Source organism: Demequina sp. NBRC 110055 (genome assembly GCF_002090135.1).
Classification (GTDB): Bacteria; Actinomycetota; Actinomycetes; order Actinomycetales; family Demequinaceae; genus Demequina.
Window position 1 is genome coordinate 46414 of the sequence record NZ_BBRL01000011.1, and the last position, 23100, is coordinate 69513.

Here is a 23100-nt window from a genome sequence, read left to right on the forward strand (position 1 = left end):
TGCTCAACGTCGTGGTGGGTGGGACCTTGCCGATGGCGGAGTGTTGCCGGTCGTGGTTGTAGAGGGGAGCGTGACCCGCGCTCATGGACACGCGTGGCGCCCCGATCGCGCCGTCGTCGGCCCCATTGAGCTACGTAGCTCCCGACGAGACGGAGTGAATCGGCCTGAGTTTCGTTCCGCTCAGTTTCTGGGTCTGACAGACACCGTTTAGGCGGCTGCGACGTCAGCGTAGTACGCGTCTTCAACCTCTTCAGGGGTGGACATAGCGAGTTCGGCGTGGAGGCGAAGGTGGTTCCACCGCCACTCGAATTCGAGGGTGGCGACCTCGACCTGCTCGACGGTGCGCCACAGGCCTTTCTGGCGGATTAGTGAAGCGCCCTGGTTTTTTTGGAGGCTCCGGCGTGTCCCGGGTTCCGCGTAGTCGGGCTGGCTGGAGTTCTTATTCACCGGGGATGGCGCGCCAATCCAGGTTATGCGTCCTCAAGACGCCGAAGCATGTTTGCGATCAAGATCACCGCATCGGCTGCGATGCCTGCGGAAGTGCGGTCTGCCGTAGGGGAATGCTTAACCTTGTGCGATAGCGCGGAGGCCTTCTTCGCTAAACCACGTAGTTCCTCGTTTGACCGGCCGGGCAAACGAGAGTCGATGTACGCACCAATCCGCACGTCGGTCTTGTCGACTGGAGGCACGGGCATTCCTTCCGGACAGTGCTTCTCAGCGTCGTAGACCACCGAGCTCAACGACTCAAGGACTCCGACGCAGCGATTACCAACGTCCTTGTAGTCGATCGTCGTTGCTGCAGACCGGAATCGTTGTCGCAGTTGCTCGATGTGACTATCAACGTCGGGCCATCCAAGCGAGTCCAGCGGCGTGACTCCTTGCGCCAGGCCAGCAAGGAACCCGCGTTCTTCAGCAGCTTCAAGCGCACCCATAAGGGGACCAAAGACGTCCTGGACCATCTCCCGGCGGGCTTGCCAACTGCCGTGCCCGTGGTTCCGGTTCCAGTAGACCCGGAATGACGGGAAGTCGTGCCAGTTCGGGTCGAACTCGAATCCTTGGCGACGGACAACGATGCCTAGTGTTCGGAGCGCGGTACGAGAGTCGCGATCGGAGAGCGTGTGACTGCCATCGGTACCGTACTGCTCAAACTCATCACGTAGGACCCGAGTGAGGGCGAGAGCCGTTTGGAGTGCGTCGTCGCCGGGAATTGGTCCAGCGCAAAACCGCTCGAGAAGTTCGAGATCGAGTACAACTTTGCGGGTGGGTTCCTGCGTCCAGGGATCCAGTGCCCCTCCCGTGTCCCGAAAGAGTTCGTCGTCACGCATGACCATATTCTGACGAGGACCCTGACCGCGCACGGTCCAACCACGCCCATAATTCGGCTACCGCACGAGGGGTATACCCGGCCCAGCCTCGCAACGACGACCCACACGGACCCCAGCGCCGAAGTCGCCGCGCAGGAGGACTCGACTACCGCGACGAGGCGCCGGTCGACGAGTCAACCGGGCTCATTGGTCTCGCCAAAGACCGCGGTTCTCATGGCCAGGGTCGCGCCGGAAGTCATACGGCTCACCCTCGAGTCGCTCACTCTCCTCGATGGTGCGCTCGCCCTCGGGCGGCATCTCGTCGAGTTCCACGATGCGGGTCACCTCGCGGCCAATCATCCAGTAGCCAGACCCGCCGACGCGATAGTCCATGTCGTGACGATGCCCCACAGCAATTACCCACGGGGCAAGACGCTGCACGGCGAAGTTCTCCTCGGCGCGGTCGGCTCCTGGTTCCGGCGGCGCGAATGCCGTCAGGAGACGCAGTTCGACCCACGTGTCGTCGAACGGGCCCACACCCGTGGCGCCTGTCCCACGTGCGCGCATGACCCTGGGGTGGGTGCGGGTGTCGATGTAGTAGACGGAAGAGCTCGAAGATTCGAGCCGGTACAGCGCCGGGTTGTCGATGACGTGGATGCGGTCGTGCGTCCGTTCCATGAGCCTCTCCGATGGCGGTCTGGTGTGCGTGGATCAGATGGTGAGGGTGAGGTACTCGACGTTGAGAGTGTCGGTGTCGAGCGTGGCTGCAGCGCCGAGGATGTCCATGTCCATCCCGAGGCCGGCAATGTTGACGGTGTGACCCGTGTGGGGGTCTTCCCACACGTCGGTGACGACGTGGTGGTAGTGGCCATGGATCAACAGTGACGGCTTCACCGCGGCCACCGCACGCGTGAAGCGCTCCCGCACCTCCCTCGCGTATGCCTCGTCCAGCGCGGGGAAGACGCCGGGTGAGAGTCGGCGCTCGATCGACTCGACGGGGTACGGGGCTTCGTGGGAGATCATGACGTCCGCGCGGCCGCCTGCGATGGTGGTGTCAACGTCGGGGTCAGTGATCGCTTCGCCCGGCCACCAGGACATTGGTGCGCCCCATTCGCGGTGGTGTTTGGTGCGCCACAGGCGGTCGATGCTGGCGGCTCCGCCAAGCCATACGAATGATCGTCCATCGTGCTCGGTGCGGTGTCCGCGCGGCGCCAGCAGGATCGAATCACGGAACGGCAGCCAACCGTCCGCGCGCGGTTTGAGGCTGGCGATCAGGTCGTAGTTCTCATGATTGCCGGGCGCGACCAGCATCTGCATCCCGTTGTCGGACATGAACTGGCCGATGTAGTCCCAGTCTGTGCTGACGCGCGGGTTCATACCCACACCGAGGTCACCCACCTGCACGATGGTGGCGATCCCGCGGTCCTGGAAATGTCCGATCGCGTGGCGCAGCCACGGAAGGTTGCCGTGGACGTCTCCGAGCAGGCCGAGAATCACGGGGCGCTTGCCTGCTCGAGGAGCACATCGTCCAGGGGAATCTCAGCAAGGAAATCCGGCATGGTGTCGTGACGGATGAGCCGCCTGCAGGCACTGGACTGAACCCAGTAGACCGGTCCCCGACCCGGGGTGCGATCTGGCGTGAGGTAGGTGTGAGAACTGCCAAGCCGCAGCGTCCAGGCTTTCGTGGCTGCCGCGTCTCGCATCGATCGCGGGAGCATCTCACCTTCGGCCCACTCCACCGGGTGCGAGATCAGTGCGATGAGTGCATGCCAGGCGGTGTCGAGCCGGAGCGAGCGTGAATCGTCACCCGCGAGGCGTACATACCGCGGCGACTCACCCAAGGTGGTCGACACGAAATAGCGGCTGCTGGATTGCACGGACTGCAGCTCGTAGATGCCCGGGTCAACCAGAATGCTGGCCACTTCGATGTCCTCAGTCATAGGGCCCATCATGCACACCAGCACCGCGTTAGGGAAGGTCTAGAACTCGGCTTTTACCAGGAACTATGCGCTCACATGTGGTAGGCCATTAGCCCCTCCCCCACCCGCCAAAGCGGCCCGGAAACGAGCGCTTGAGTTCAGCTCTGCGACGCGAATCCGAGTTTGGGGTGCGGTAGTCGATCACGGGCCCCGAAGGCGCCATTGTCTTAGGAATCACCCGTACGGGGCGGCGCACACCCTTGCGCGTCGGCCGATACCGTTGGCGCACCCCAAGAGAGGGGCCCGTGGATAGTCCGACCTGCGACCGCAGACGCTCTCCGGGACGTTTTCCCGATCGCCCACCGGAGCTTCACGGCGAGAGGCAACACCGATCGCCGACGGCGCACCCACACGCACCGCAGCAGTACGTCGATGCGCCTCCCGCCCACGGCACTATGCCGCGCCACACAAGCACTCGAACGCACCCAGGGATTCATTCAACTGCGCGTGATGGTCGACGCGGCCACTCACGACCGCTGACGTACGCTCGCAAGCATGGGCAAGGGCGACGACCCCGCAGAACGCACGGGCGATCGAGAGATCGACACAGGTGTCCCGTCGTGGCTCGAGCGCGTCCATCCAGGGCAGATCCTCGCCAGCGAATTCCTTGAGCCCTCGCACACATCCGCGACTGAACTGGCCAACGCCACCGGCATGGCGCCAGAGCAACTCACGCGCATCCTCCATGGCACCCAGGGCATCTCAGTCGACGATGCTGACCGGCTCGCTGACGCACTGGGAACGACTGCGCAGTTCTGGACGAACCTCCAGGCTCAATACGAGGAAGGGCTGCGACAGCACCCTTAGCCATGCCGCTGTGCCCGGCTGTCGCCGGATGCCGGACGCGCGCTCGCACACAACGCAAAGTTGGCCGACTCCGAGTTGAGGCACGGCCCACGCCACAGTGCCCGCATCCCCACGCGCGAACACCCCAGTTAACCCACCTCGTCGGAACCGGGAAACGTTGCCGGGCAATATTACCCACTTCCTCGCGGTATGGTCGGGCTATGGGTAGCGAAGAGCGCACACGTTCGAAGATCACCGACGCCCGCGCGTGGGCCGCCGTTCAGGCGCGCTCGCGAGGCAAGGTGCCCACGGTGCGTGAGATCAGCAGCCAGTGGGCGCTGCGTACCGCGACCGCGGCTGCGATTCGCCAGGAGGTGCAGGCCGATGTCGACGCCCGGCTCCTGCAGGAGTCCACCGACCCCGCGTTCGTTGCGAGCATCGATGCGCTCGTCACAGCACTCACGCCCGACAGGAACGCGATTGCCGCGCGGGCCCTCGAGATCCGCACAGCCGCGATGGATGTTGCCGACGCAGGCATGCGCGCACGGGTGGACTCCGCTGAGGCGATGCGCGATGCTGCCCTCGAAGAGTCGGCACAGGCGGAGCGCGATCTCAAGGCAGTTCGGACGCAGCTCGAGGGTCAGACGCTGCGCACGCAGGATGCTCTCGTCGAAGCCGCACGACTGCGTGAGCGTCTCGAGGCCGCGCTGGCCGCCCGCGAGGAGGACAAGGCTCGCCTGACCGCCGCCGAGTCGGAGATGCGCGCCGCCCAGGAAGTTGCCGCCAACCTCAAGTGGGAGCTCGACAGCGTGCGCGAGGAGATGGCGACCGTGCAGGACGACGCAGACGCGCAGCGAAAGCGCGCCGACACGGCGGAATTGCAGATAGCTCGACTCGAGGGCGAGGCTCAGGCACTGCGCTCGAAGTAAACCGCCATAGCGCCGCCAGGCTCCACTCCTACGTCGACCTGCCGATCAGAGCTGCCCTTTGAAGTATGCGAGAGTGGCCGCACTCGGCTCCTGCATGGGCCCATCGATCAGCACGACCATCAACGCAATCGCGTCCAAGTCCTGCTCGGTCAGAGGCATTGAACCCCGGGCGCCGCCTGTCGCGCCCTCGCGCGCATCACCGACTCCATCGTTCTCCATGTTCGGAGGGTAAACCTCGACACCCACATCGACCACAGGAGCGAGCCCCTCGTTCGTCATATCTACTGATCGGTAAACGCGACGCGCCGGCCACCGCACGACGTGGTCCAAGCCTGTGCGCGAAGCAGACGAGCCCCACCGGCCCACATGTGGTCTCGGCATCCCGCGCCCACTCCCCCAGGTGTCACCAGCCGCCGTGAGGTTACCTGGGCAGCTACTTCGCATCTCACCGTGACACGAATTGGCGCGCATGGGGCGACGTAGCCAGACCGCGCGCCCGTAGACCGGTTCCGCACTGCGCGCCATTACTGCGTGTCGTGCCATCAAGATTTCTTCCGCGACGCTCGTCGCGTCGGATCGACCCAACCTACCTCACCACAGGCATCCGCTGGAACCAGGCCATCACGCTCGCTAGGACACGACGGGTGCGGCGTCGGGCACGAGGCCGCGCGCATCGACTACCACATAAAACGCCTGCTAATCGGGTTCTAGCGAGAGTTCTAGAGGCTGGTCTAGAAGGACCACATGGGTGCACACTGCCGATGAGGTTCGTTTGCTCGCGCCGCGCCGACGGTGTGGGCTCGTCGAGATTGAGGGTGGTGGGCAATGGCTGGCGGCGAGGTTTGTCACAGCGACCTGCGCGGCGCGCAGACCGCTCAGACGACGAGGGTCGGAGGATTCGCTTCAGCGGCCCGTCGCATCGACTTGTCCCCGGAGTTTTCCTTGAGCGCGGCGAGGCGCGTTCCATCCAAGGGTGGCGGCGTCCGACGCGGCGTCATCGTGAGTCGCCAGCGGGACTGCGCACCGCAGGTCCGAGACCTGTCAATTGCACCGGCTACCGCGTGGATTCGAAAGAGAGACGAGTGATGAGTCAGTACGTCGTGTCGAGCGTGCAGGTGCTTTCGGCGCACGGGAGTTTCACGATGGAGTGCGACGGCGGGCAGCGAGTGGAGTTCGAACTGTCATCAATAGGCCGCGACCACGTCAACGTGGTCTCACCCGACGACGCGGCCCGCGGACTCGAGGGGGTACGGGCACGGCTGCTGTGGGTGATGTCGGGGCCCGATGATGACGCCCAGGAGGCGCCCGCGGTCCTGCGAGCGGGCATGGCACACACGCTCTTCGTTGCCGGCGACCCAGAGGTACGCACTATCGAGCTGCCGGTCGCAACGCGTCTGTACGCGACAGACTTGACCTTCAACTCCGAAGTCCCAGCCGAGAGATCTCCGACGGAGAGTAACCTGCACGGACCTGGGGCCGAGCCTGTACGCCGCCTTGAGCCACCTCGCGAAATCCGACGCCACACGGTGACGGACGGCAATGCAGGTCGCGACGACGACTGAAGTCCGCGTCTTGGACGACCCGGGATACATCCCGTGCTGAGGCGCTCGGAGGCCCGCGCTTCCTCGATACTCGCTTACCGCGACCACACATACGGCGCATCACCCGGATGGGCGTGGTGAACGAGAACGTGACAAGCGTGGCTTAAGCCGCGAGTTTTGCGACGGGTCTCATGACAGCCGCGAACTCGACGGGGGGGGTCAAACCTCCGAGACAGTCTTGCGGTCGGCAGTGGTGGTACGTCCGCTCGATCCAGGTCACGATCGCCGGGCGTAGTTCCCGGCGAGTGTGCCAGCGTCGCTGGTTGAATACGTTGGTCTCCAGCAGCGACCAGAACGACTCCATCGCGGCGTTATCCCCTGCAGCGCCGACGGGTCCCATCGAGCCGACCATTCCGTGACGGTACAGTGCTCGCGCCATCTTGCGAGAACGGAACTGGCTACCCTGATCGCATGCAGGATGCAGCCAGCGACATCACCGCGGCGGGCGACGGCGAATTTGAGGCCGTCGACGGCATGCCCGGCAGGCATCCGATCGACGATTGAGTAGCCCACGATGCGGCCCGAGTAGACGTCCTTGATCGCGCAGCAGCACAGTTTGCCTTCGTCCGTCCGACGCTCCGTGATGTCAGTCAGCCACACCCCGTCGAGAGCGTCTGCGGTGAAGACTCGCTCGACGAAATCCTCGAACACCGGCGGGTCGGAGCGCTTGCCCTCGAGGAACCGGTAGCCGAACGTCGGGTCGTCCGTATGGGCGTCCCACAGGACGTTGACACGGTGCGCCTGCACCCACTCGGTAACGGTCACGGGATCGGCCCGCCACCGACAGTACGTCTGACGCGAGAGCTTGAGGACCCGGCACCGCACCGCGACGGGGATACCGTCACCAGCGAGTTCACTTACGAGCGGGCACAACCTTTTCCCGGTAACTGCGCCTGGGACAAGTAGGCGGCCGCATGACCTAAGACCTCGTTCTCCTGCTTGCGCAAACGGATGCGCCACTTCAGCTCACTCGTCTCGGCAGCATCGGCCGCGGTAACGCCGACCAGTCCGGCCGGACTCGACGTCATCGGCACGCAGCCACTTCTGCAAGCAGGCCTCACAGATCCCGAAGTCCCGTGCAATCTGCTTGGTCCTCACGCCGTCCTCACGGCAACGAGCGACCGCGATCACGTCGTCTCGGAAATCTTCCCGATAGGGCGCGGGCATGGGTACACACTGCCAACAGCGCCACACGGCACTACAGATCAGATGTCGCCAATCCGTTCACCACGCCCGTTCTCGCCCGGGCTAGCGATCCTTCAGTGCGCTCAATAGGGTTCCTGTAGGACGTGCGCCCAGCACGATTACCGCGATGGTAGCGCCTATGAGCGTGAGTGCGGTGTGCACAGAGACGAGCGCCAATGCTTGGCTCGGTGCCGCACCAAATGCGAGACTTCCCACGAGGCCGATCGACCAACCAAAGGACGCTCCCACGCACGCGAGCGTTGCCCATTCGGCCACGGTCATGACGAGTCGAGATGACGCCCTCATCCCGAAGGTTGCGTAGATAGCGATATGCGCCCGCCGGAACCATTGCAGCAGCGCCCACAGTAAGCCGAGTAGCGCAGCCGCAGGCAGCCACAACCACCGCAATGGTCGATCCTCGTAGGCAGTCGTGTAGTCAATTGTGAACTCCGACTCGAAGAGTCTGGGGCTGACTACTGCGGGCGTGCCGTCATACGACAGCTGTGCGGGGAGAGCAGACTCTACTGCGCTGTGGTGGGCTGCATCGGTTCGGACAAAACAAGTGTCGGCCTCGTCCACAAGGTGGGCAGGCATCAGCAACGATCCGTCAAATTCGTCGCCTATCGAGGCGCTTTCTGCGACTCTTACCTCAAGCGGAACGGAGCTATCAAGTGCGCTGGTTTCGCCTGAACGGACTATGACGGTAGCGACTTCGCCATCGCTGACCCCTGTGCGTTCGGCGAAGGCGGCAGTAGCTATGACCACGCCGTGGCTACTCGGCTCGACGTCGAGAAACTCCATAGCTCCGGGCGAGACACTGTAGACAGACGCACGGCCTCCGGGAATCTGGATAACCGAACCGTCGGCGTTGGTGCGCTTGAGGGCAAACGAAGCCTCAATCCCGTCGATCTGCGACAATCGTTCGCATTTTACCGCGGGGATCGGGAGCGCCGAGTTGGAATCCTGTTGCATGCCAGCAACTACGAATACGTGACCTCCCGCGTCGATCCATGAGCGTTCGGCTTCGATCAGGCGCGTTACTCCGACAGCATCAGCGACCCCAGGCGCTGCGATCGCCCAGGCGACCGCTACAACGATCAGTACGGATGTCCACCGCCCGGAGCGCGCAGTCGCGACACCTTCGCTTGCCGAGAGCCTCCATGGCCACGCGCGCCGCCCCGGCCTCAAGCGCGGCCACCAAGGTGTTCGAAGATCTCACCGTCGCGGAGTTCAAGTACGGTGTCGCACCGCGCAGCCACTTCCGGATCATGCGTCACGATCACGACCGTTCGCTCGCCGTGCGCCCCTATTAGCGCATCGAGAACCTTCCTGGAGGTTTGCGCATCGAGCTGGCCGGTCGGTTCGTCGGCAAGAATAATCGGCGTGTCCGATGCCAATGCGCGAGCAATCGCGACCCGCTGCGCCTCACCGCCAGACAGTATCCGAGCTGGGTCGTTCTCACGGCCGAAAAGCCCGACAGCCGAGAGGCACTCTATCGAGCGCGTCCGAGCTTCCGAACGGGAAGCGCCCGCTGAGTATGCGCCTAGCGCAATGTTGTCGAGGACCGTGCGGTCGGGAAGCAGAGAAACCGTCTGCAATACCCACGATGCCGTCTCTGAAAGCGAACGACGGCGACCCGTGCTGTCAAGAGCATGGATCGCTCCGTGCTGCATTGGCAACAGCCTGCCCATCAGCGACAAGAGCGTAGTTTTCCCCGAGCCGGACGGCCCCACGATCGCGGCTGCTGCTCCGGAAGCCACAGTAAAGTCGACCCCTGTCAGGACTTCATGATCGCCATGCGGGTACCTGTAGGTAACTTGGCTGGCAACTAGTCGCACGACAAATCACTTCGAACCTCGCGCGGATTGAGTAACACCGTCTGACCCAGCAGCGACGGCTCGAGTTCGACGGTGCCGAGGGATCCACCTGCGGGCTCCACGACGATCGCCGCTTCTTGCACGCCGGGAAAGAAGCATGTGCGACCGGCGCCGTCGGCTACCAATGCTGAGGCAGGAACCGTCGCTACCGTTCGCGGTGTCGCCAGTCGAATAGTCCCCACGCTCTCCTCAAGAGTGCCCATCGCTTCCGCGATGGCAGAGACCGATTCGGGCTCTGTCACCGCTCCGGTGCCGACCTGGTAGGGAGTAGTCACGCCCAAGACTTCCAACTCGACGGCACCGTCTCGTGGGAGCGCTCCTGTCTCGGTGACTCCGATAGCCGCTAGCGAGGCAGTCGTTGTGAAAACCTCGCTGCCAGGTACAACCGCGTCACCAAGCGCCACCACCATGTCACTAACCGTTGCAGGCTCAGGACCGACCCAGACCAACGCCCCACGTGACAGCGTCGTGTTGTTCTTGCCGTAGCCGGAATCCTCATTGAAAGCCATAATTGCGCGCGCTGTGGAGACTCCGGCTTCGCCGTCAGCTTGGCTTTCAAGGTAACCCAAGTCCTTCAGGAGCTGCTGGGCCGTACGGACGTCATCACCCTCATCGCCGCGAGATATGTCTCGGTACAGCGGCGCCTGCGCAACGTACGCGACCACGCTTCTGGCGTCAATCTCGATGAGTTGCATCCCTTGCGCAACCTCATCGCCGACCTTGGCGTTGAGGGCCGTGATCGTGCCGCTGGCGTGAGCGGTGGGTACGATTGCGTTGGCGTACTCAATAGTGACTGCGACATTCGTGTCGCCGCTTCGGTTTGCGGCTTCAACGGCGCCGATCAGGGGCTCGGCCCGCGCCGACGACTCCAGCGGCGACTGGCTTGCTACTACAACGACCCACGTTCCTAGCGCCATAAGCGGCGCAACCAAAACCGTGACAAGAACGACAGTCGCACTCGCGCTCAGATACGACCGCTTCGTAACATTCATCGAACGGTCGGAGACTGCGTCGTCAATCTCAGTAGGCATCGATATCTACTTCTAGCAAGCAGTCGTCTCCCTGATAGGACGTCGAATTCATTAATTCAACCGCGCGTTCAGCGAGCTCGAGACCATCGGCATCGACGTCTGGCGAAATATCTTCGTTCTCGAGGCATGTGCACAAAGCACGCTGCTCGGATTGCACGCACGCATCGCGCTGCGCCTCCCAACTTGGCTGCACCGCGTATCGCCACTGGACTGCCTGGAGGTTCTGGCGATCACGTTCGTCGACGATAGGCATCTGGCCGTCAGACGCATCCACCGTTTCTGCCGCAACGGCGTATCTCGGGAATGCCATGCCCCCGTCGTATGAATCCACTTCGTACTGAGCGTCAAGCCCTGCGTCGATTAGACATTGAACAGGCAGCCTGGCCGCTTCCCGTGCGGCGTCGAGTGTCAGTTCTCCCCGTTCGCGCGCGTCTTCAAGGACCTGTAGCTGAGCGTCACTGGCCCCAATGCCTCTTGCGAGTTGTAATGCGTCGTTGACCTGCGATTTGAAGGCGACGCCATCTGCGCTGTTCTCTGCCACAGCGCAAGACGACGCCAAGACGGCGGACGCGACACCCACACTCATCCACACCGCACGCATCAGGCGACCGCGACGTCGTTGGCGAGCCCATCTACGCAGTAGTCGCCGCGTAGAGCGAACGGCGTACACGCGTATCCGTCTCCAACGCGCGAGTCTCCGCACCGAGAGCAAACTCCGGAATGTTGCAGAAGACCAACATCATTCAGATGTGCCGCCAGCAAGTTCTGAGGCCCCTCGAAAAAGCCATTACTCTCAGCAAACAACTCGGCGATCCCCCAACTACCCGTCGACTCATCACCACTTCCAGGCGTCAAGGATCGACACGAAATATCCCACACAAGCCTGTGAGATTCAGAATATTGAGTGCGGAATTCTTCCGTCGACGCTAGCGCATGTCCGAGGGCCTCGCAAGGCTCGGCGACCGTCACGCCCCCGGGAGCGGGCGAGTGATCAGACGCAGCAAGATGTCACGTGTCAGGAGACACACCATTCCCATAACTCTAGGAACTGGAAGCCTGCGCCAACGCGCTTCAGCGTCACATCGCGCTTCGCAACTGAACTCCCACGGAGAGACAAGGGCGGCGGCACGACTCCTGGCAAACATGTCCGAAAACGTCTAGCATATAGACGCCATCTTCGATTGTCCCGGGGGGCGACAGTGACACGAAACAAGCCGCTAACTCAACTGGTTTTCGCCTTCGTAGCATTGGTCGCGTTGAGCGGCTGCGTTCCAGGCCCTGATCCCAGCTATACCGTTGTGGCGGCGTCGCCGAGTGACCAGCAGCCGGCTGGTTCGACGGCAGACCCGACCTCTTCCTCGGAAACCGAGGTACCGCAGCCTGCACCTAGTCAATCCTCCGCCTCACAGATGCCTGTCGGTGAAATCCCACCCGAGGGCACTATCGACTACTTCGAGTACTTGGCCAAGAACGATCCCTCAGTTAGCGACGCTCAGCGCGACCGCCTCTCGCGCGCTGCCAGCACCGGGAATCTCTCATTCGAGGAGTACTCACAAGCGATTGACGCGGCGTTGGGGTGCATCACGGATGCCGGCGTCGCAATATACGGCCCAAAGCGCAAAGACAATTCCGGATATCCACGGCTCAGTTACGGATTCGCGGCAGGGACCGGCGAAGACGGCAGTGCCAGTACCCCGGTTCCCGATGCATGCATACGGCAACACAGCTGGTACGTCGAGATGGCGTATTCGGATCAGCCTAGAGTGCAGCAACTACTTTCCGACTCACTGGAATCCAAGCGAGAGTCCGTGCGAATATGCGCCGAAGGCGCCGGGATCACTGCGGACAATCAGTTGCCTGTGCGCGCGTGGCTGCTCGAGTTGGTTCACACCTCGGCCGGACGTGACTGCGTCGCTGCAGCGGACATCACAGAGTTCTAGTGACCCGCGCGTGTGACGCGATGGCGCCGCCTCATTGAGATGGGCGGTGAAGACTTCTAGGTAAGTCTTCCCGCCTCCGCCCACGCTGCAATCACCGCTCCGAGTGTCCTAAGTCGAAGCTGTCTGTCGAGGGGAAGAGGAAGATGCCCACGAGAACCAAGGAACACGTAGGAGCCATTAAGACGCCACGGAAGAAGCGATACGTATCGTCCACCTTCCGCGTCGCCGCGGGCATTACGTTGGCATGTTGCGTTTCCGGATGCACATCCAATATCGCCGACGAGTACCCAACAGAAGTTCAGGTCGTCGCCTTAATTGACTCTGCATACCATGGCAGGCTCGATCAAGACGCACTGTGCAGCGTCGCCACTTCTCGTAGTACATGTATCGCCACGCTCCAGGGCGCAGGCACTCCGCCTCCAGCGGTTCCAAACGTTACCTGTACAGCGAAATATGCCGGTGAAGGTGCGATGACACGCGGCCGACTCGTCCGTGTCTCAACACAAAGCGACGCAGGCGGAGTTGTTTTCGAGACGATCGCGATTAGCACGCAAGAAGGCGCGCGCCTCGTGAACCCGGTCTACTGGGTAGCGGCTACTGTCTCGTCAGGCAACACCTCAGACGACAGTATTGACTTCAACTGCTGAGACGTAGCAGTGCAAGCGTCCAGGTTCGAGCATTTGGCCGCATTGAACGCCGCGATCGATCAACCGAATTGCGTGTGGACACGAACACGGGCGAAAATCGCCGTCGCGGCCCATCAACCCCCTTGTCGCCGGAGGACACGGGCGTCGAAGACACGTGGGATCAGGCGAGCCCGCCAGCCGGACCAAGCGTCGTCTGGCAATGCGGCTCAGACTCGACCGTGGCCAGACGAACCTCGCTCAGATAATGGACGGGCCCGCTGGATTTGAAGCTCGGGGACTCCAACAACGTGGAGTTCTTTCAAGCGCGCCGATGCATCACGTATCCCGCGGCCCGCTTTAGCGCACGTCACTTAACCAGTCCCAAAAGCCTGCGTGCCCATTGCGCTGATGCAAACTTGAGAATCCTGGGCGCCGACCATCCGCCACGATCCCGCGCATGCAACTGCGATACACACGCGGATCGAAAAGGTCTCATACCAATAGGCACACGCCCGGCAATCATCGACGCGAGCGACTCTTGACGAGAGCCAACCCAAGCGATAAATTCGATAAACAGGCCTGGGGGACGATCGCTTGGGCCCATGGAGGCGTTATTTGCAAGTCTATAGCGAATCGTCGCGACGTCGCACATGCGCTTCAATGCATTTATAGCTTATCTTGTTACACAAAATGTTTCAGCGTGGGAGTAGGGTGCACTACATCTCTTGGTACGTCGCTCGCCATATTTCGCTTCGACACGACCACACAAGCTGGCGTTAGCGCGATGTTTAAAATTTTCCGCACCCAAGGTACTCATCACTGGACGCGAGACTTCCGCATTGATAATTGGAGGCTGCAGACTAAGGATGGAATCTCGAGGATCTCAGTTACCTGTGCGACCCGTCATCACGTGGATCGAGAGGAACAACGGTGAGTAATTCAATTCGTCGCCTCTTGACTCCGGCACTGGCAGCAATGTGCGTACTACCAACTATCGCCGGGTGCTCAGCGGAGAACACGAGCGAGGATTCGGCGTCGAGCGAACAGAAGCCATACTCAGAGCGGGTGCAGTCGTATCTTGAGGAAGCGACCTCCGAGGGAGCGAGCGAGACACAGATCGACGAGCTTCGCGAGGCTCTAGCTACAGGAGAGGTCCCCTACGAGACAATGCGCGGGGCAACCCAACGGGCCGTCGACTGCATGAGCAATGCGGGACTAGACGCGTCAATCGCGGACGTGACGCAAGCTTCCGGACTCGAGGTGCCGATGTACCGAGCTTCACACGGCGAGGAGATCGACCCAGACACAGGATGGGAGATGATCCGTGCGTGCGAGACAAGCGAAACTTACTGGCTGAGCGCTGCCTATCAGCAGCAGCCAAGCGCTCGCGAACAGCTATCCCAGTACGTGCGATCCAAAGAGACTGAACTGCGCGAATGCTTGCAGGACAACGGCGTCGAAGCCGACGACGACGCAGACGGATGGGAACTGGCGGAACTCGCCCTGGAGTTCTCAAGCGCACCGGAGGGCGGCTTTGATTGCCTGAGTACTGTCGGCATAGACGGCTTGTAGGCGCCCACTGAGGATTCAACGGCACTGGAGCGCGACTGTCGCGCAAGGGTCTGGCCCAAGATCGATTGACTCTGACCGCCACGGATCTCGGTCCGTGCTGGAAGGATGTTTCCCGTGCCCAAGCCCTATCCCACCGAGTTCCGTCGAGATGTCGTCGCGGTCGCCCGTCAGGGCGGCTCGATCGCGCAGATCGCGAAGGACTTCGGCATCACTGAGTCGTGCCTGCGCAACTGGTTGAAGAAGGCCGACGTCGAGGACGGTGTCCGTCCCGGCGTCGCTGCTGAGGGATCGGCCCAGATGCGTGAGTTGAAGACGCGCAATCTTCAGCTCGAGGAAGAGGACGAGATCCTCGGGAGGGCTGCGGCGTACTTCGCCAAGTCGATCTCCCCAAAATGACGTACCCGCGGGTCCTTGATCTTGCCGCCGACGGCATCCCCGTCGCGGTGACCTGCCGAGGGACACGGCTCTTCCAAGCAGGCGATTTACAAGTGGGAGGCCAACCCCATCACGGACGCCGACCATGATCGTGCCTACCTGATCAACGCCGCGCTCGACGTCCACTCCGACGATCCCGAGTTCGGCTACCGGTTCATTTCCGACGAACTCCAGGCACTCGGCCTCGAGGTGTCGCGCAACAAGGTCCACTCGCTGTGCAAGGAAGCAGGCATTATCGCCGCCGTGCACAAGCGCACAGGCTCGGGCAAGAAAGCCGGTCCGCCTGTCCTCGACGACCACGTCGAGCGCGCGTTCACCGCCGACGCCCCCCACCGGGTGTGGCTGACCGACATCACCGTGTCTCTGGACCGGCGACGGCAAGCTCTACCTGTGTGCCATCAAGGACGTGTTCTCGAACCGCATCGTGGGCTACGCGATCGACAGCCGGATGAAGTCCTCGCTGGCGGCCGCCGCCCTTGAGCAAGCCGTTGCCCGACGGACACTCGTGGGTGCTGATCTGAGCGATCTGACGTGCCATTCGGACAGAGGAAGCCAGTTCCGCTCCAGGCGCTTCGTCGGGGCCCTGAACGCCCATGGCATCCGCGGCTCGATGGGCCGCGTCGGTGCTGCTGGCGACAATGCCGCGATGGAGTCGTTCTTCTCGCTGCTGCAAAAGAACATTCTCAACCGCAAGCGGTGGGAGTCCCGCGAGGAGCCCCGTCTGGCGATCATCACGTGGATCGAGAAGACTTACGATCGACGCCGCCGGCAAGCACGCCTGGGCCGGATGACGCCCATAGAGTTTGAGACCGTTTACGCTACCCAACAGGTCGCTCTCGTGGCCTGACCACCCCGGTCAACCGATCTTGGGGCAGACCCGGCCGCTACGCAACGCACCCGCGAATCGTCCCGAGAAGCCATACCTCTAAACAAACTACAGAGCATCGAGCACGTAGATGTCGCTGGCCGTGCGCTGGAGAAACCACTCGTGGTCTGACATGCGCGGCCGAAAGCTGCTGAGCGGCTGGGAGGGGTCGGCGGTTGTCGCGCTCCAGTAGTACTGGTGTCGCGAGCCGCGGCGGATGAGGGTGTGGGAGTAGTCACCGTCGCGGCCTTGCCCTAAGCCGTCGACGTCCGTCTCCGGCGGGTATGAGATGACACCCCGAAGAGGGAGCCACTGGTTGTCGTAGGGCGAGTGATGGGTGGGGCCAACGCCGCGTGCGCGCATCATGCGTGGGCCTTCTCCGCGTGAGTCGATGTAGTACTTCGTGCTGGATTCGGTGACGACGACGATGAGAAGTTTGTCGACACTGAGGTCGACCGAGGGGACGGACTCACCCAGGAGCGGGTGGTCATCACCGATGCCGCTGGTTGCGCCAGGGTTTGACTCACGGGGTGCGCTCACGACAGTGCGCTCTTCGATGGGTTACCAAGGTCGGCGATGCCGTAGCGGAGGCGCCCTCGGATCGCAGACTTCGGCCCGGGCACGGCGCCAGCCGGCGCGAGTTGGCCGCGGACCGCGTATGCATCAGTCCGTTCGTTGGCGAGGACACTCGGCGGTCGCCGATTCTCGATCCACGACCCGGGACGGGGGGCGGCGCATCTCATCATCACGCGCCCTCCAAGAACTGCTCGATGTGTTGAATGTGGTCGCTCGTGATGCCACGGCGACGATCGGGGCACACTGCGAGTACAGATTCGTGCAGCCACCCCAGTTCGTGGTCGCGCTGCTGCAAAGCAACTTCGCGCCGCCATGTGTCGATGTCGTCGTCGATCCACACCGCACGCACGCCACGAGCCGCGACGGCGCGGTTGACGTTCTGGGCTTTCCACCAGGAAAAGCTGGTCGGGGTGTTCTTCACCACCCATGGAGCGACCGGCCAGTCGTGCCCGAGACCGACAATGGGAGCCAGGAGGTCGACCGCATGGTCGCCCCACGTCGTGCACCAGCGCATCTGCACGCCGGGCATGGCCCCCATGACACGCAGAGCGTCGACGGCGGCGAGATTCCAGGTGAGAGTCCCTGCGCCCATCGGCGCTCCGAAGTCCACGTAGCGGCTTCGCCACGTGTCGGCGGGCCAGTGCTCCAGGTCGTCAGGCCCGTCGGGCTGCGCGTTGATCACGCCGTCGATATCGACGAACACCTCTGCGCCGGCGCTACGCGTCATCGTGATTGCCGAAAACGTCGAGGCGTAGCAAGCATTCGAGCTGGGGTTCCGCGCGACGCGCACGCCAGGGCCGCAGCCAGCTTCCGCGTAGCACCGCATCTTGCGCCGTCGCGACTGCGACAGGAATCACATCAAGAATCACAATTCACCCCATTGACTAGACACCGTGAACCACGCCTTCACGACCACAGCAATCCTGCCACTGGATGCCATGATCTGCCAGAGTAGCCTGGTAGACCACCACATCTCATGACGAATGAAGGCATGGAATTCGCCCTGCTAACTCCCTTTAATGTTCACGGAAAATATTCTTCCTGGTCCGCGAGGCTGCCACCGACAGACGAACATTAGTCGCGCAGTTCGGAGCGTCACGGGGAACACTGGGGCGCGAGGGAATAGCGCTGCACACACGTCGGCCACCGATCACGCGCACGCGCATCCGGTGCCATGCGAGCGGTCGGCGCACATGCGCAAGCGCCGCCTCGCGACCTGCGCCGCATCTCATCTGCTGACGTAATCTGGCCAGATGCCATTCGAATTGCGCATCCCCGAGGAGCTGGTCGCTCCCGCGGAACGCAAGACATTCGAGAGCGCCCTCATCGACGCTCTGCGCCGCCACCCACGCCATTCGATCGCTTCGCACTCGGCTGTCACGACGCTCCTCGACATCTCAGGGCTCGACGATGAGAATGCGTCACGCGCTCGGAGCGCCATCGAGAACTACAGCCCAGACTTCACACCCGCCATTGACGCGGCGATACACGTCACGGACACCACAGCGGGTGCACTGACGACCACACAAGTCGCGGCGCACCTCCAGGTTGCACCGAGCACAGTGCGCCGCCGAGTGGATCGCGGCGAACTCCTCGCACACCGCGGGACGCGCGTGTTCCGTCTGCCGCATTGGCAGTTCACCCCCACGGGCACATTGCCCCAGTGGCGGCTGATAGCAACGCACCTCCAGCACGTCGACCTCAGAGCAACAGAGGCGTTTGTGCACGAGCCCCGAGAGGACCTCGAAGGAATGAGCGTCCGGGCCTGGCTGCTCGACGGTCGAGACCCCGAGAAGGTCGAGCGCTTGGCGCAAAGCCTGTCACGCTGGTAAGGCGCGTGCAGGCGGCGCACTCAAAGGTGGACTCGGAGAACCAGCACGCCAACAACCCGCCCGCTCGACGTGCGGTACGCGCGCGGGGAGAGCCCTACCAGTGGACGACCGGGGCGCCTTGGACCGAAAGATCCGTCAGCCTGGCGTGGGGACTAAACGGCATCGAGGCACCCACCCCGGCGCGCGCCGACTCGGGCAGCTCGGTGGGCGCCTTCGACGTCTGACGGCGGGGCGCTTGACGTCTCATCGCCTCATGCGCTGCGAGAAGGTCGATGCGCTGGGCATTCTTCAGGGCCGTCTCGCCCTTAAACACCTTCTTGAGCTGATCTGGCGTGCCCATCACCGTAAACCACCACAGCAAGACGTCCGTCTTGACGCGCACGTCCTGCTCGAGATCGAGGAATCGGCGGGCGCGCTTGTGGTCATTTTTCTCAGAGGTCACCTCGGCTTCGCGCTCGCTCAGTTCGTAGTGGAACTCGATCGCCACCCGTCGAAGCTCACTAACGATGAGGTGCTGCTCCTGTGCGGCGAGGACGTTGACCTGCTCCTCGGCGGACGTGGGTTCGACCCAGCCGTGCTCGTCGAAGCTCGCCAACGGCGAGCCAAACTCGTCTCGCTTCGCTTCGTCGATGATCCAGTCACGAGGTTCTCGGGTTTTTCCTGCCACGAGGCCACAGATTAGCCGCTCCATCTCGCACTAGGGATCACCCTCTACGCGCATAGTGCGGCGTGACCGCCCACGCGAGGGACTCTCTCACGAGCAACGTGCCACCCACACCGATCACACGCCCACGCCGACCACCGGATCGCAGCCGGACCAAAGTCCCTGGTAGATGGACTGCGCGAGATTTTCTCGGGATCGCGGAGACCGTGGTCTTCAATGGCGCCCTATGCGAAACATGGACGACAAGCCAGCGATGCCAGGCGTATCTGCGGCAAGAGTTAGCAGCTCATCCGCCCGGCGAGGCGACAGTGCCGAGCGCCGTCGTACACGTGCCGGAAACGCGGATCGCAGCAGCTCGATCCGACTGGTGTCGAGTACCCCCGTCGTCGACGAGAGCGGCGAGAGTGCCAAAAGTGGGGTAGCCCCTGAACGCGACATCGCGACTACCCAAGCGCACGATTTTGAGTTCCAACGATCTCTTGATCCTCAAGGAGACGCCGTGACTCAATACATCACAAGCTATGGCTCCACAATGCCTGAAGAGCATTGGGCTGCGATCGAGCCATTCGTCAAGGACGTCATCCGCGCAAGCATGCCCGCCGACGTCAACGCAGCGCGCAACGATTTCGCCGCCGTCACGAGCCTCACGCGCTGGGCGTGGCTGCGCGGCATGGAACTCGATGCGCAGGTCCTACTCCGACGAGACGTGATCGAACAATGGGCGAGTTCACCCGAAGTCGACCTCAAGCAGGCAACGCGGACCACCTACCGCGGGAGGCTGTTCCGCATCGAGCAATGCCTCCTCGAAGGCCCCCGTCGCGCAGTACCCATGAGGACCTTCAAGCGAGACGACAACGCCTCGCGCCCCTACTCGGACGCAGAGGTCGCGGCGTTCCGAGTATGGGCACGAAGCCAGCCTTCTCAGCACCGGCGTGAACAAGCGACCATCCTGCTCTCGCTGGGCTTCGGTGCCGGCCTTACGACGTCCGAGATCATCGCCCTCACGCATCACGACATCAAGGTTGACGATTACGGTGTCCTGCTCAACGTGGAGGGCAGGCGCGCACGCCAGGTGCAGGTCTCCGCAGGATGGGAGCAGCGCCTACGGGACACAGCTGCGACCGCCAGCCTGCGCAACGACTTCGTGTTTTGCCCCGGTCGGCGCACCCGCGCCAACCCTCGCATGGTCGCAGCCTTCGTCGAGGACTGCACAAAGGACGTCGCGCTGCTCAACACGCAGCGCATGAGAGCCACATGGCTTGCCGCGCACCTGACTGCCGGCGTGCCACCCAAAGTGGTCATCGCCGCGGCAGGAATCAGCACCATCGGGGGCCTGGAGCGCATCTCCAAGTTCGTTGCGCAACCCGACGAGCTGACAGTGCGCCTGTGGATGCGCAATGCCCAAACCTCACCCACCACACCTCCCCAGGCGCACTGATCAAACGCCCCCTCCGCCCCGAGTCGCCCGCTGCACCCACACAGACGGGCAATTCAGCCGTGCTCGAACGCGTGTGGCAAGCGCTAGCGTCCAATCAGAGCCCGCCTGGCACGGGCGCAACGCACGTCACCCTTCCCGACGTCGCCCCGATCTGGATCCGACTCGCGGCCGACTACGTGGACGTGACCGGCGTCGACACAATGATCGAGCAATGGTTCGAGGACGACCGTGTCAGTCAGGAAAAGCGCAAGGCCGGCCGACACGGCAAAGTCAGCGTGCGCGAATACTTGGTCGCATCTATCGCGTGCGCCATTAACAGGATTCCCGCTTCGCTCGATCAGATCGTGCACGTCATCAACCAGCACAAGTCAAAGAAGGTCCGCGCCCGCTTCGAGCCCAATGACCCGATTCGGCTCGAGCAGATCCGCCGAGCGAGGCAGATCACGAGCAAGCGCATCGACGACTCATCGGTCCAGCGCCTGGCTGCCAAGATCAACGAAGCGATCAGCCCCAAGATCTACCCCGCTGACCGCCACTACTCCCACGCAGAGCTGGAAGAGTACGACCGGCAGCGTAGCCAATGGGATCGAGACATGATCCCCGTACGCCAGAAGCGCATGGATGACGTGACAAGTGCCATGCTCCTGCCATCATGGCTCCTTGTTCCCGAGGAGCACCGCCGAGAGTGGCGAGGCGACGTCACCTCGGACGCCACCGTGGTCCCGATCTGGGGCCGTGGACACAAGCGCTGCAAGTGCAAGAAGAATGGCGAGTGCGGCCACTGGACCTCAGAGGCAATCGACGCGAATGCAGGATGGCACGCCAAGCAGGAAGACAACCGGCCCTACGCCGAGCGAGACGGCAATGACGCCGACACCGAGTACACCCACGGCTACGACTACCACTACAACCTGACGACCGGCCCCGGGGTAGGCACGCTGTTCCCCGCCATCATCTTGTCAGGCAGAGTCGACCGACCCGCGCACGCCCCCGGAAAGAACCTCGCAGACTCGCTCGCCTGCATCAAGCTCGCAGGACTTCCCCTTGGCCACGTCACCACCGACCTCGGCTACAGCCAGCAGTCCCCAGAGTCCTACGCAGGCCTGGTCAAAGGCATGGGCTACGACCTCGTCATGATGTACAAGGGCAACCAGCTCGGAGTCCAGCACACGTACAAGGGCTGCAAACTCGTCGAAGGTACCTGGTACGGCCCGTGCCTCCCCCAGAAACTTGTCGACGCTAACAGCGACTACGACAACGGCAAGATCGACTACCAAACCTGGCGCACACGCATCAAGGCACGCGAGGCATACGCGCTACGCCCTAAGAGCGACACACAAAATGAAACCTCGTACGTTTTCCGATGCCCTGGCCACGGAGACGGCGCAACGGCCACGTGCGACTACCGCAAAGTCACACGCAACGACGCCGCGCTCGTTGAAGCCGGCAGGAAGACGCTCGCTGTCGTCGTTAACCACCCAGACAAGGATCTGCCCTCCTGCAGCAACAAGGCGTCGATCTCGATCCCGAAGAGCGAGGGCGCACGCTGGCTCCAGAAACTTTCCTACAAGAGCGACAAGTGGATCGCGGTGTACGGCCCCGAGCGCAACCAGATCGAGGGCAAGAACGGCGAAGCAAAGAACAGTCTCTTGGGCAGCCTCGCCCAAGCCGGCGACCGACGCCATGTCGGCATGGGCAAGCAGGTCATCGCCATCCTCGCGCGCACCATCGCCACCAACGTCCACTCGCTGCTGCGATTCCTCAAGAAGGCAGACGCGCCCGTCAGCGACCCAGGCTTCACTCCCCTGTCCCCCTTCGGGCACGCATGGCGACGCTCCGACGATAAGGACCACACGCCACACCGTGTGACTGGACGAACGGTGGCAGAACCGATCAACGAGCCACCTCCACCGCCGTCGATCGTGCCCGACATCCCCGAAGTCGCCTAGCCCCGCAGCCGACCCCGAGTCGGCCGCGAAGCATGCCCTACACACCAAAAACGAGGGCATCCAGCGCGGTTCAGGACCCCCACCGCTTCCGCTCACGCTGCCGGCACCCCGTGTAGGCGCAAAGAACACGCCCACGCGCCTGGCCCGACGCCCAAAAACCGCGATCTGCGGCTTCTCGCGCAATACCGAGTGCATGAACCCGCCAAAAGCGAGTGCACCCCAAAGGTGGGCCAGGTGGGGCTTGAACCCACGACCGACGGATTATGAGTCCGCTGCTCTAACCGGCTGAGCTACTGGCCCGTGGCCGCCCCACCGCGCCACGCGGGACCCGAGGACGAGCGACCGCCGATCAGTCTAGTCAGCACCTTCCGGCGTCATCACCACCCCGGATTGTCCTGTAGTATTTCTGACTGCTGATCCTCCATAGCTCAATTGGCAGAGCAGCCGACTGTTAATCGGCAGGTTGTTGGTTCGAGTCCAACTGGAGGAGCGCACAGAGAGCCGGTCCCAC

The 23100-nt window shown here is 62.8% G+C and carries 19 protein-coding genes, 2 tRNA genes and 2 pseudogenes; 9 read left to right on the forward strand and 14 right to left on the reverse strand.

The window, feature by feature from the left end:
- Positions 1–470 precede the first annotated feature (470 nt).
- The 4 genes from B7K24_RS13350 to B7K24_RS12405 form a co-directional block, all read right to left on the reverse strand.
- Positions 471–1325, reverse strand: a complete 855-nt coding sequence (locus tag B7K24_RS13350; protein ID WP_144268307.1) for a hypothetical protein — start codon at positions 1323–1325, stop codon at positions 471–473.
- Between the two features lie 183 nt (positions 1326–1508).
- Entirely contained in the window at positions 1509–1982 is a 474-nt protein-coding gene (locus tag B7K24_RS12395; protein WP_084130650.1) for a hypothetical protein, read from the reverse strand.
- Positions 1983–2015: 33 nt separating this feature from the next.
- Positions 2016–2801: a metallophosphoesterase gene (locus tag B7K24_RS12400; protein ID WP_084130651.1), complete on the reverse strand. Its 786-nt coding sequence runs from the start codon at positions 2799–2801 to the stop codon at positions 2016–2018.
- Positions 2798–3244 (reverse strand): hypothetical protein, encoded by a 447-nt coding sequence (locus B7K24_RS12405; protein WP_084130652.1) that lies wholly within the window; start codon positions 3242–3244, stop codon positions 2798–2800. Before B7K24_RS12405 ends, B7K24_RS12400 begins: the two co-directional genes overlap by 4 nt.
- 534 nt (positions 3245–3778) lie before the next feature.
- On the opposite strand from B7K24_RS12405, the gene B7K24_RS12410 reads away from it, so the two are divergent.
- Positions 3779–4090, forward strand: coding sequence for a HigA family addiction module antitoxin (locus tag B7K24_RS12410; protein WP_084130653.1), 312 nt, complete (start codon positions 3779–3781; stop codon positions 4088–4090).
- 200 nt (positions 4091–4290) lie between these two features.
- Positions 4291–4998 (forward strand): hypothetical protein, encoded by a 708-nt coding sequence (locus B7K24_RS12415; RefSeq protein WP_084130654.1) that lies wholly within the window; start codon positions 4291–4293, stop codon positions 4996–4998.
- Between the two features lie 45 nt (positions 4999–5043).
- On the opposite strand, the gene B7K24_RS13495 is transcribed toward B7K24_RS12415, so the two are convergent.
- On the reverse strand, positions 5044–5217 hold the full coding sequence (locus B7K24_RS13495) for a hypothetical protein (protein ID WP_159449246.1): 174 nt from the start codon (positions 5215–5217) through the stop codon (positions 5044–5046).
- Between the two features lie 866 nt (positions 5218–6083).
- Here B7K24_RS13495 and B7K24_RS12425 point away from each other — a divergent pair.
- A complete protein-coding gene (locus tag B7K24_RS12425) occupies positions 6084–6560 on the forward strand; it encodes a hypothetical protein (RefSeq protein ID WP_084130656.1) in 477 nt (158 codons plus the stop codon).
- Positions 6561–6702: 142 nt separating this feature from the next.
- Here B7K24_RS12425 and B7K24_RS12430 read toward each other — a convergent pair.
- The 5 genes and pseudogenes from B7K24_RS12430 to B7K24_RS12450 form a co-directional block, all read right to left on the reverse strand.
- Positions 6703–7766 (reverse strand): annotated as a pseudogene (locus tag B7K24_RS12430) (IS3 family transposase).
- Positions 7767–7847: 81 nt separating this feature from the next.
- Positions 7848–8756 (reverse strand): hypothetical protein, encoded by a 909-nt coding sequence (locus B7K24_RS12435; protein ID WP_084130657.1) that lies wholly within the window; start codon positions 8754–8756, stop codon positions 7848–7850.
- A gap of 212 nt (positions 8757–8968) precedes the next feature.
- On the reverse strand, positions 8969–9622 hold the full coding sequence (locus B7K24_RS12440) for an ABC transporter ATP-binding protein (protein ID WP_084130658.1): 654 nt from the start codon (positions 9620–9622) through the stop codon (positions 8969–8971).
- Complete coding sequence (locus B7K24_RS12445; protein ID WP_084130659.1) at positions 9613–10692, reverse strand: peptidoglycan-binding domain-containing protein; 1080 nt, start codon at positions 10690–10692, stop codon at positions 9613–9615. The genes B7K24_RS12440 and B7K24_RS12445 overlap by 10 nt, the downstream gene beginning before the upstream one ends.
- Entirely contained in the window at positions 10682–11233 is a 552-nt protein-coding gene (locus tag B7K24_RS12450; protein ID WP_144268308.1) for a hypothetical protein, read from the reverse strand. Before B7K24_RS12450 ends, B7K24_RS12445 begins: the two co-directional genes overlap by 11 nt.
- Positions 11234–14188: 2955 nt before the next feature.
- Between B7K24_RS12450 and B7K24_RS12455 the strand changes: the two genes are divergently transcribed.
- Positions 14189–14830 (forward strand): hypothetical protein, encoded by a 642-nt coding sequence (locus B7K24_RS12455; RefSeq protein ID WP_144268310.1) that lies wholly within the window; start codon positions 14189–14191, stop codon positions 14828–14830.
- A gap of 114 nt (positions 14831–14944) precedes the next feature.
- Positions 14945–16112 (forward strand): annotated as a pseudogene (locus B7K24_RS12460) (IS3 family transposase).
- A gap of 87 nt (positions 16113–16199) precedes the next feature.
- On the opposite strand, the gene B7K24_RS12465 reads toward B7K24_RS12460, so the two are convergent.
- Positions 16200–16670 carry a hypothetical protein gene (locus tag B7K24_RS12465; protein WP_084130662.1) on the reverse strand — a complete coding sequence of 157 codons (471 nt, stop codon included), beginning with the start codon at positions 16668–16670 and terminating at the stop codon, positions 16200–16202.
- A 205-nt stretch (positions 16671–16875) separates the two neighbouring features.
- On the reverse strand, positions 16876–17433 hold the full coding sequence (locus B7K24_RS12470; protein ID WP_084130663.1) for a hypothetical protein: 558 nt from the start codon (positions 17431–17433) through the stop codon (positions 16876–16878).
- Positions 17434–17959: 526 nt separating this feature from the next.
- Here B7K24_RS12470 and B7K24_RS12475 point away from each other — a divergent pair.
- Positions 17960–18538, forward strand: a complete 579-nt coding sequence (locus tag B7K24_RS12475) for a helix-turn-helix domain-containing protein (RefSeq protein WP_084130664.1) — start codon at positions 17960–17962, stop codon at positions 18536–18538.
- A gap of 94 nt (positions 18539–18632) precedes the next feature.
- Here the strand turns inward: B7K24_RS12475 and B7K24_RS12480 are convergent, their stop codons facing one another.
- Positions 18633–19205: a hypothetical protein gene (locus tag B7K24_RS12480; RefSeq protein ID WP_084130665.1), complete on the reverse strand. Its 573-nt coding sequence runs from the start codon at positions 19203–19205 to the stop codon at positions 18633–18635.
- A 496-nt stretch (positions 19206–19701) separates the two neighbouring features.
- Here B7K24_RS12480 and B7K24_RS12485 point away from each other — a divergent pair, with 496 nt between their 5' ends.
- Both B7K24_RS12485 and B7K24_RS12490 read left to right on the forward strand, forming a co-directional pair.
- Entirely contained in the window at positions 19702–20640 is a 939-nt protein-coding gene (locus tag B7K24_RS12485) for a hypothetical protein (RefSeq protein WP_234986705.1), read from the forward strand.
- 182 nt (positions 20641–20822) lie between these two features.
- Positions 20823–22589: a hypothetical protein gene (locus B7K24_RS12490; RefSeq protein WP_144268312.1), complete on the forward strand. Its 1767-nt coding sequence runs from the start codon at positions 20823–20825 to the stop codon at positions 22587–22589.
- Between the two features lie 226 nt (positions 22590–22815).
- Here B7K24_RS12490 and B7K24_RS12495 read toward each other — a convergent pair.
- Positions 22816–22889, reverse strand: a tRNA-Ile gene (locus B7K24_RS12495).
- Between the two features lie 117 nt (positions 22890–23006).
- Here B7K24_RS12495 and B7K24_RS12500 point away from each other — a divergent pair.
- Positions 23007–23079 (forward strand) — tRNA-Asn (locus tag B7K24_RS12500).
- Positions 23080–23100: the final 21 nt, after the last annotated feature.